This is a genomic window from Crocosphaera watsonii WH 8501, assembly GCF_000167195.1.
Classification (GTDB): domain Bacteria; phylum Cyanobacteriota; class Cyanobacteriia; order Cyanobacteriales; family Microcystaceae; genus Crocosphaera; species Crocosphaera watsonii.
Genome location: NZ_AADV02000168.1, coordinates 1 through 9486, shown reverse-complemented (window position 1 = coordinate 9486; position 9486 = coordinate 1). Strand labels below are relative to the sequence as shown.

8 protein-coding genes and 2 pseudogenes are annotated in these 9486 nt (G+C 37.4%); 9 read left to right on the top strand and 1 reads right to left on the bottom strand.

All coding sequences use genetic code 11. The annotated features are described in order from the left end of the window. The first annotated feature begins 833 nt into the window (after positions 1-833). Positions 834-965: a hypothetical protein gene (locus CWATDRAFT_RS41190; RefSeq protein WP_268743014.1), complete on the top strand. Its 132-nt coding sequence runs from the start codon at positions 834-836 to the stop codon at positions 963-965. Between the two features lie 258 nt (positions 966-1223). Here the strand turns inward: CWATDRAFT_RS41190 and CWATDRAFT_RS27130 are convergent, their stop codons facing one another. Then, the gene (locus tag CWATDRAFT_RS27130) at positions 1224-1619 is read right to left on the bottom strand and encodes a hypothetical protein (protein ID WP_007303072.1); all 396 of its coding nucleotides are present in this window, start codon (positions 1617-1619) and stop codon (positions 1224-1226) included. 79 nt (positions 1620-1698) lie between these two features. Here CWATDRAFT_RS27130 and CWATDRAFT_RS27125 point away from each other — a divergent pair. From CWATDRAFT_RS27125 to CWATDRAFT_RS27085, 8 genes and pseudogenes are all read left to right on the top strand, one after another. Next, positions 1699-1869, top strand: a pseudogene (locus CWATDRAFT_RS27125) (NF041680 family putative transposase); the annotation flags it as partial. Positions 1870-2003: 134 nt separating this feature from the next. Further along, a pseudogene (locus tag CWATDRAFT_RS27120) lies at positions 2004-3530 on the top strand (IS5-like element ISCwa2 family transposase). An 82-nt stretch (positions 3531-3612) separates the two neighbouring features. Beyond that, a complete protein-coding gene (locus CWATDRAFT_RS27110) occupies positions 3613-4710 on the top strand; it encodes an ABC transporter ATP-binding protein (RefSeq protein WP_007307996.1) in 1098 nt (365 codons plus the stop codon). A gap of 5 nt (positions 4711-4715) precedes the next feature. Then, a complete protein-coding gene (locus CWATDRAFT_RS27105) occupies positions 4716-6005 on the top strand; it encodes an ABC transporter substrate-binding protein (protein WP_007307995.1) in 1290 nt (429 codons plus the stop codon). Positions 6006-6043: 38 nt separating this feature from the next. Continuing rightward, on the top strand, positions 6044-7021 hold the full coding sequence (locus CWATDRAFT_RS27100; protein ID WP_007307994.1) for a carbohydrate ABC transporter permease: 978 nt from the start codon (positions 6044-6046) through the stop codon (positions 7019-7021). Further along, positions 7021-7896, top strand: coding sequence for a carbohydrate ABC transporter permease (locus CWATDRAFT_RS27095; RefSeq protein ID WP_007307993.1), 876 nt, complete (start codon positions 7021-7023; stop codon positions 7894-7896). The genes CWATDRAFT_RS27100 and CWATDRAFT_RS27095 overlap by 1 nt, the downstream gene beginning before the upstream one ends. Positions 7897-8099: 203 nt before the next feature. Then, entirely contained in the window at positions 8100-8681 is a 582-nt protein-coding gene (locus CWATDRAFT_RS27090) for a helix-turn-helix domain-containing protein (RefSeq protein WP_007303067.1), read from the top strand. Between the two features lie 64 nt (positions 8682-8745). Continuing rightward, positions 8746-9387, top strand: coding sequence for a transposase (locus tag CWATDRAFT_RS27085; RefSeq protein ID WP_007307992.1), 642 nt, complete (start codon positions 8746-8748; stop codon positions 9385-9387). Positions 9388-9486: the final 99 nt, after the last annotated feature.

Below are 9486 nucleotides of genomic sequence, written 5' to 3'. Positions count from 1 at the left end.
CGGTGGGGAATAGGAGAAATGAGCTATCCCAGGAGATTCCGCCGAGATAAATGGCAGCGTTGTTCAAGAAGAAGGGGGAAGGTTTATATGTTATCACCTCCCGTACGATCGTGTACGCCAGTGTTCCCACGTACTTTTTGAAAGTGTGTTATTCAAAGATATGGGTGCGTCGAAACAGGTACATTATATTCTTTAAGAAAAAAGGGAGGGAAAAAGATTTGTTTGGCGAATTTTTGTAAGATAACCCGTGGTTGGGACCAAGCAAATATTTTTTTATAGCTCGTTTAAAAAATAATTAACCCCCAGACCGGGATTTTGTTGACTCAGAATCCAAAGACGGGGGTAAATGTTTTTTAAAGAGGATCGGCAATGACCTTTAGGTTTTTTTCCTTAAGGAAGATGCGGTAGTGGTAAACTCAATATGGCCAACCCAATTTGGAACAGGCAGAATTCACCCAATTAGAATCTCTTAAAAACTTTTAAAAAGTTTATTTTGGAGTTTTTCAATAATTGGAAATTTACCAGGATTTCAGTTAAGTCTCAAATAAAACTTTAGGCACAGTATTTTATTAGGAGAATATTTGGGCATGATTGGAACATGTTTTTCTTTCGTAGACCCTGAAGGTATCTTATTTGTATTAGACATAAATACACTCGAATAAGGAACAGGTGAAGCGAGATAGAAATAAACTTTATCTCTAGGTATTTCTGCTTGAACTATTGCCATCCCATCTTTTGTCTTATTAACCTATTCCACTCTTTTAGATTGGTATTTTTCAGACAATGTTACTCAGGAAATTATGAAAATTAAGGATAAAATAAGTGAAAGTAAAATGAATTATTTATTATCTAGAGGATTATCTCATCGCATTAATGTCACTCCTACTGGAACTTGGACTTTAATGGCAGCTATTACTGGTGTACAAGCTGTATCTTTAATCACTACTCATGATGATAAAAGTTAAATTAACTTTAAATCATTTACCCTCAAAAAATTTCACTTAAATTTAAAATCAACCCTGGTAAATCATCTTCTCCCGATAGGTTTTGAGGATGATTTAATATTTCTTTTTCTCGCCCTAATCTATATTGGACTTTGGATAAAACACAATTGTTAGCGTAAATTTTACGCTAAACATATCTCCAGAGCTAAAATAGAGAATTAAGGTGATTTTAAAAACTCTCTTTCCATCTTTTTAGGGGATTTTAAATATTAAATAGCTTCATTCAGTTTCGGTTCCAATATAGATATCTAAGTAGCTTTCAGTTAGAGATTGAATGACTCGTTCTAATTCATCAATGAGATTTCTTCTAGTGAGTTTTTCTACAGCATCAATATGAGCAGAACTTCCGGCTCGTCCTAAATATTTATATTTGGTTTTTTTCTCATTATTAGTGGCCATAGGAAAAATTGATTCAGCAGCCTGTAGTTTATAATACCAGTAGATTGTTCCCTTTCCATTAACCTGATAACGAATAATATGACAATTAGCTGGTGCTACTTCCCCTTCCCGTTCAATTTTCTTTATTTTCTGTTTAAGAGAGCGAATTAGACTCTTAATTTGTTTGGCTCTCAGGTGGACATCTTGACTGGTCTTAAGTTCGGAATGTGATGACATTAGCCTTAACTGTAACAAACAACCTCTTTTGATGTTAGCGTATATATTTCGCTAATTTATAAGGTAATAAATTTTAAAAATGACCAAAAATGAAACGGCTACGTCTGTCGAGGAATTCCTGGTGTGGAGGTCTAACCTCTTCCAAGGACTAAAAGCTAGAAAAGAAACTATTATAGAATTACTCGATGCCCTCTCCAGTAACCAACAAGCTCACTCAGTCGTTGAATTGTCTCTCAATCCTTTATTTAGGGTTTGCTGAATAAAAGCAAAACCCTATTCTTTAAAAGGTTACACCCATATTCGCGATCGCAAAAAAGATCAGCTTTGTCGGCTACAAACCGCTATAATTGGTAGAAACACCTCCCAGTTGTTGGTCAAGAACAAATGTATCGAAAAGAGGGGCAACCTTTACCGCCCCCAGAAAAATTTGAATTACCTTTCGAGGGCAAATTGTCCCCCAATAATCGTTGGGTAATCATGGCAGAGTTGATACCTTGGGATGATTTTGAGGAAGAATATGCTAAACTTTTTTCAGCAGAAAAAGGTGCGCCAGCCAAACTATTTAGAATGGCATTAGGGACATTAATTATTAAGGAAAAATTAGGAACAAGTGATAGAGAAACTATAGAACAGATTAGAGAAAATCCCTATCTACAATACTTTATAGGTTTAAATTGTTATCAACAAGAGCCACCACTGGAATCTTCAATGCTAGTTCATTTTAGGAAAAGAATTGATGGAGAATTGATAAACAAAATCAATAAAAAAATAGTAAAAAGGGAAATAGACAAGAGTGATAAAGAAGTAAAAAAAAAGGATTGTCTCCAAGAAAAAGGAGAAAAAATAAAAAATAAAGGTAAACTAATTTTAGATGCGACTTGTGCGCCAGCAGACATCAAATACCCAACGGATTTAGGCATATTAAATCAAGCCAGAATTGAGACAGAAAGAATAATAGATAATCTTTATAAACCATTAAGAGTAAAATTGAGAAAAAAGCCGAGAACTTCTAGAAAAATTGCTAGAAAGGAATACTTAAAAGTAGCTAAAAAACGAAAAGTATCTTATCAAGAAAGAAGAAAAGCTATCGGGAAACAGTTAAAATACCTTAAGAAAAATTTAGGAAATATAGAAGACTTAATTCAAGCTGGGGCTTCCCTGGAAAATCTGAGTAAAAGACAGAAAAATTGTCTAGAGACTATCAAAAAAGTTTATGAACAACAACAGTCAATGTGGGAGAATAAGACCCAGAGTGTTCCTCAAAGAATTGTAAGTTTAACTCAACCGCATATTCGTCCAATAGTGAGGGGAAAAGCAGGAAAACCAATAGAGTTTGGAGCTAAACTCTCAGTAAGCTGTGTAGATAACTATGTGTTTCTAGACAAAATAAGTTGGGAAAACTTCAATGAATCTTGTCATTTAAAAGAACAAGTAGAAAAGTATAAAGAAACGTTTGGCTATTATCCCGAATCCGTCCATGTAGATAAAATTTATCGAACTAGGGAAAACAGAAATTAGTGTAAAGAAAGAGGGATAAGAATCAGTGGTCCGAAGTTAGGAAGACCTCCGAAAAATGTCAGTGAAGAAGAAAAGAAACAAGCCCACTCCGATGAATGCTTCCGTAATGCTATTGAGGGAAAGTTTGGACAAGCTAAACGAAGATTTAGCCTAAATCTCGTGATGACAAAACTCCCTGAAACCTCCATTACATCTATTGCTATTACATTTTTAGTTGTCAATCTTTCTAAACTTCTGAGGCAGTTTTTGTCGCTTTTTTTGTCCTTATTTACTAATAATAGAACAGGGGAACTCATCAAAACGCCTTTCATTAATTTTGATTATACTTTAAACAATTTTTATGTACTAAAACTTATTGATTTGTCAGAAAATTCTTGGTCAAAAGTGGCATAAATTTTGGAGAAACTTTTTCAGCAAACCCTAATTAATAATGTATAATTGCTAATTGTTAATTATTAAATATTAATTAATTTTAATGGCTAGTGTTACATTTGACCAAGTTATCAAGCGATTTGGAGATTACACCGCAGTTAATAATCTCAATTTAGATATCAAAAATGGGGAATTTTTGGTGTTTGTTGGCCCCTCTGGGTGTGGCAAAAGTACCTCCCTAAGATTATTGGCCGGGTTAGAATCTATCACAGAAGGGACTATATCCATTGGAGATCGCCCTGTAAACGGACTATCCCCTAAAGATCGAGACATTGCCATGGTCTTTCAATCTTACGCCCTTTACCCCCACATGAGCGTCTTTGATAACATGGCCTTTAGTTTAGAATTACAAGGGAAATCTCGTACCGATATTAAACAACGAGTTCATAGTGCAGCGCAACAGTTAGGCATAGAAAAACTACTCCATCGTAAACCCAAAGAACTTTCAGGGGGACAACGCCAACGGGTTACTGTGGGGAGGGCGATCGTGAGACAACCTGCTGTATTTTTGATGGATGAACCCCTATCAAACCTGGATGCAAAATTACGGGTTCAAGCGAGAAAAGAAATTAGTAAACTCCATCAAGACTTAAACACCACCTTTATCTATGTCACCCACGATCAAGTAGAAGCGATGACTATGGGCGATCGCATTGCAGTGATGAAAGAGGGTATTTTGCAACAAGTAGACACCCCCACAAACCTTTATAACCATCCTATCAATAAGTTTGTGGCAGGATTTATCGGCAGTCCCTCCATGAACTTTTTCCCTGTAGAAAGGAGAGAAAAGGAGGGAAAATCATACCTCAAATGGGGTGAAACCTTGATTGATCTGCAAACCTATCTGCCTAACATGGCAAAAGATATAGGAAACCCATCCTTAACTCTGGGTATTCGTCCCGAAAACATCTATCATCCCCAATATACCCCCCCAGATATTCAAGGATTAACCATACAAGTAACAGTTACCCTCATAGAAAACATGGGGGACTCATTGGTGGTTTATGGTGACACCCCCAACGGAGAGGAATTAGTAGCCCGTTTGGACCCCCGTGCTAAAGTAAGGTCAAAAGAAACCCTAGACCTATTAATAGATAGTCAACGTCTTTATCTCTTTGATAGCAATGAACATACTCTCTGATATTAATGAAAAGATTCAAAAACAGTTTAAAACCTGCCTTTTTTGCTGCTACATTCCTAATTTGTCTCACCGTAAGCGGTTGTAGTTTCTTGAACCAAACCCCTCAAACCAATCAAAAACAAGTAACAATTCTTGGGGTTATTGTGGGGGAAGAACAAGAAAAACTAGAAAAAGCTCTAGCCCCTTTTACCGAAAAAACAGGCATTGAAGTAGTTTATGAAGGAACTAATACCTTTGCCACCACCTTACCCATTCGGGTAGACTCAGGCAACCTCCCAGACATAGCTTTGTTCCCTCAACCTGGGTTAATGGCCGACTTTGCCAAAGAAGGACAATTAATCCCCTTAACAGAATTTATAACCCCCGAAAACCTCAAAGAAGCCTATCCTGATACTTGGATCGCTTTGGGAAGTGTAGATGAGACTCCCTATGGGGTTTGGTATCAAGCTTCGGTTAAAAGTTTAGTTTGGTATAACCCCAAAGTTTTTCAGGAAAACGGTTACGAAATTCCCAAAACCTGGGAGGAAATGATCGCCTTAAGCGATCGCCTGGTGGAAGAGGGCAAAACCCCCTGGTGTGTTGCTATGGAAAGCGGAGATGCAACCGGTTGGGTGGGTACAGACTGGGTGGAAGACATCATGTTGCGAACAGCAGGGCCCGAGGTTTATGATCAGTGGGTTAACAATCAAATTCCCTTTACGGACCAATCGGTAAAAAACGCTGTAGAAACCTTCGGTAAAATTGTCCGCAACGACAAGTATGTTTATGGGGGTAAGGTGGGGGTGTTAAGTATTCCTTTTGGAGACTCCATCCAAGGATTATTTGGGGAGCAACCTAAGTGTTATCTCCATCGTCAAGCGGCTTTTATTGCCTCTTTTCTTCCTGAAGATATAAACACAGCCGAAGATGTGGGCATTTTCTATTTACCCCCCATTGAACCGGATCAAGGATCTCCTGTGTTAGTTGCAGGAGATGTGTTTGCTATGTTTAATGATACCCCCGAAGCAAGGCAGTTAATGGAATATGTTGCTAGTAAAGTTCCCCACGAAATTGTTGTTAAATTAGGGGGTTCTATTTCTCCCAGAAAAAATATTGCAATGGATCTTTATCCTAATCAATTAATGCAGCAACAAGCAAAGATTTTGGCCGATGCTGATGTTATTCGTTTTGATGGTTCGGATATGATGCCGGGGGCTGTGGGAACTGGTACTTTTTGGTCTGGTATGGTTGATTATGTTGGAGGAACGGATGTGGAGACTGTTCTAGAAAATATTGAAAATAGTTGGCCAGAATGAGCAATTATTTTTGAATGTTTAATTAAGATATAAAAATAATGGAAATTATCACCAGAATTATTAATGTAATATTAGCTGTTGTTTTTGGCTGTGGTGGGGTTATTGGCATCTTTTATTTAGCAAACTACTGTATTGCTCGCCTACCTAAACCTTGGAATCATAATTTATTACCTTGGGTTTATATTTCTCCTGCAATGTTAATCTTGTCAGCTTATTTGATTTTGCCTACTATTCAAACTTTTTATCTCAGTTTTTTTGATGGGCGATCGCAAAATTTTGTGGGTTTGAAAAACTACTTATTTGCTTTTACTGATAAATCAATGTTGATGGCTGTCCGTAATAATTTATTATGGTTAGTTTTGGTTACAGGTATTAGTGTATCTTTAGGGTTAATTATTGCTGTTTTAGTAGATAAGGTTTCCTATGAACCCATTGTAAAATCTCTAATTTTCTTACCGATGGCCATCTCATTTGTGGGGGCAAGTGTTATCTGGAGATTTATCTATGCTTATCGACCATTAGGAGATGAACAAATCGGGTTATTGAATGCCATTATTGTTAGTTTAGGTTTTGAACCCGTGGGTTGGTTAGTAGAAAGATCGGTCAATAATTTTGCTCTTATTATCATTATGATTTGGTTATATACTGGGTTTGCCATGGTTATTTTATCCGTAGCAATTAAAGGTATTCCACAAGATATTGTTGAGGCTGCCCGTATTGATGGGGCGAATAGTTGGCAGATTTTTTGGCGTATTACCATTCCTATGATTCGTTCTACTATTTTAGTGGTGAGTACGACTATCATTATTTTAGTTTTGAAAATATTTGATATTGTCTTTGTTATGACAGGGGGAAATAATGGCACAGAAGTGATTGCTAGTCGTATGATCAAAGAAATGTTTAACTATCGAAATTTTGGACGTGGAAGTGCGATCGCTATTATTTTACTCCTCTTAATTATTCCCGTCATGATTAGTAATATTCGTCGTTTTCAAACTCAGGAGAAATTAAGATAGTGCCAGAAAAAATAAACAAAAAAAATCAAGTAGAATTTTGGCAAAAAACTCCCATTCATATCACCCTTGTCATCATCGCCTTTATCTGGACTCTGCCCACTATGGGGCTATTTATTAGTTCGTTAAGGCAACGAGAGGCTATGTTATCCAGTGGTTGGTGGTCAGTTTTTCTACATCCCTTTGAACTCACCCAATATCATCTAGGCAACTACTTAGAGGTGATCCAATCTCAGGGAATGGGACAAGCTTTTTTAAATAGTTTAACCATTTCTATTCCTGCTACCATTATTCCTATTGCCATCGCTACTTTTGCAGCTTATGGGTTTGCTTGGATGGAGTTTCCGGGACGACAATTTTTATTTCTTATTGTTGTCTGTTTATTGGTTGTTCCTTTGCAAACTACCCTTATTCCTATTTTACGGGCTTATCGAGATTTAGGATTAGCAAATACCTTTCTAGGAGTATGGTTAGCTCATACTGGTTATGGGTTGCCATTAGGTATCTATTTGTTGCGTAACTATATCGGTGCATTACCAAGGGATCTCATCGAAGCGGCCAAAGTTGATGGAGCCTCCCATCTAAAAATTTTTACACGGTTAATTGTACCCTTATCCATGCCAGCGATCGCCTCTTTTGCTGTCTTTCAGTTTCTTTGGGTTTGGAATGATTTATTAATCGCTTTGGTTTATCTCGGTGGTACAAAGAATGTGGCACCTGTCACCATCCAACTGAGCAATATGGTAGGCTCTAGGGGTCAAGATTGGTATTTATTAACTGCCGGTGCTTTTATTAGCATGACAGTGCCTTTAATGGTCTTTTTTGCCCTACAACGTTACTTTGTACGGGGTATGTTAGCCGGTTCGGTTAAATCTTAAGCTCAATTACTACAAAAATGAATAATTAGGGTTTTGCTTTTATTCAGCAAACCCTAACTATCAGGTTACGCTCTGGATAACCATTTGCTTTTTCTGCTACTTATTGACAACAGAACAACGAAAGAGTAAATGGTTAAACTAGTGCAGCTTGGCGAAAGTAATCCACCAGATTTTTACAGAAACTTTCGTGACTAGCCACGACAATGTGTTTCAATGAAACTAACGGAAGAATCTCGAAGTTGATGTCCATGATAAAAGCATTGCCAATTAACCTCTCCAACCTACAGAAAACAGTACTCCAACAAATAGTGAGAGGGACAACAAACCCCTATCGCCTTGTTAGACGAGCCAAGCTAATCTTAGCCGCAGCATCAGGAGAGAGCAATAGTTCGATTAGTCGAAGATTAGAATTAGACCGAGTACAAGTGCGTCAGTGGCGATCGCGATGGTTTGAGGAGAGAGAAAAACTGAGTGCCGCCGAAGAACAACAGGTAACGGAGAAAGCATTAATGGTCTTGATCAAAGGAATTTTAAGCGATCGCCCAAGACCTGGAACAACAAAATCCTTTACGGTCGAACAAGTAGTCCAGATTGTAGAGATCGCTTGTGAAGAATGTGAAAAATCAGACAGACCAGTGAGCCATTGGACACCTTCAGAGTTGGCGGATGAAGCCATAAAAAGAGGAATTGTCGAAAAGATTTCCCCCCGTAGTGTGGGGCGTTTTTTAAAAAGAAGCGACATTACAACCACATCTCGTTCGTTACTGGTTAAATGCCAAAATTGATGATCCCTTAAAATTTAAAAAGCAAGTCAAATATATCTGTGAACTTCATCAAGAAGCTAAAACTTTGTTAGAACAAGGAATTCATTTAATTAGTACAGATGAAATGACAGGGATTCAAGCTCTTGAGAGATTATTTCCGAACAAAAGAATCAAGCCTAAACAAGTAGAAAAAATCGAATTTGAATATGAAAGACACGGAACTTTAAGCTTGATTGCGAACTGGGATGTGGCAAGAGGAAAAGTTGTTAGTCCCTCTATTGGATCGACAAGAACAGAACAAGATTTTTCTGAACATATCCAGAGAACGATTAAGATTGATGAAAAAGCAGAATGGATTTTTATTGTAGATCAACTCAACACTCATAAATCGGAAAGCTTAGTCAAATTAGTAGCAGAAAGCTGTGGAATTACTATTGATTTGGGGAGAAAGGGAAAGGAGGTGATTTTGCAATCTATGGACAGCAGAGCAGATTTTTTATCAGATGAATCTCATCGAATTCGCTTTGTTTATATTCCCAAACATACATCGTGGCTTAATCAAATTGAGTGTTGGTTTTCGATCTTAGTCCGGCGTTTACTCAAAAGAATTACTGTCCGTTCAACTGAAGAACTATCCCAAAAAATTCTCAATTTTATTGATTACTTTAATCAACATTTTGCTAAGCCGTTCGTTTGGAAATTTAAGGGCTTTAAAGATCATAAGTGACTGGTGGATTATTTTTGCTAAGCTGCACTAGTTTTAGAATCCCCAACTTTTTCAGTACGAGTACAAGTCAACCCTAACCCCACCCGTTGCAGTAGCCGG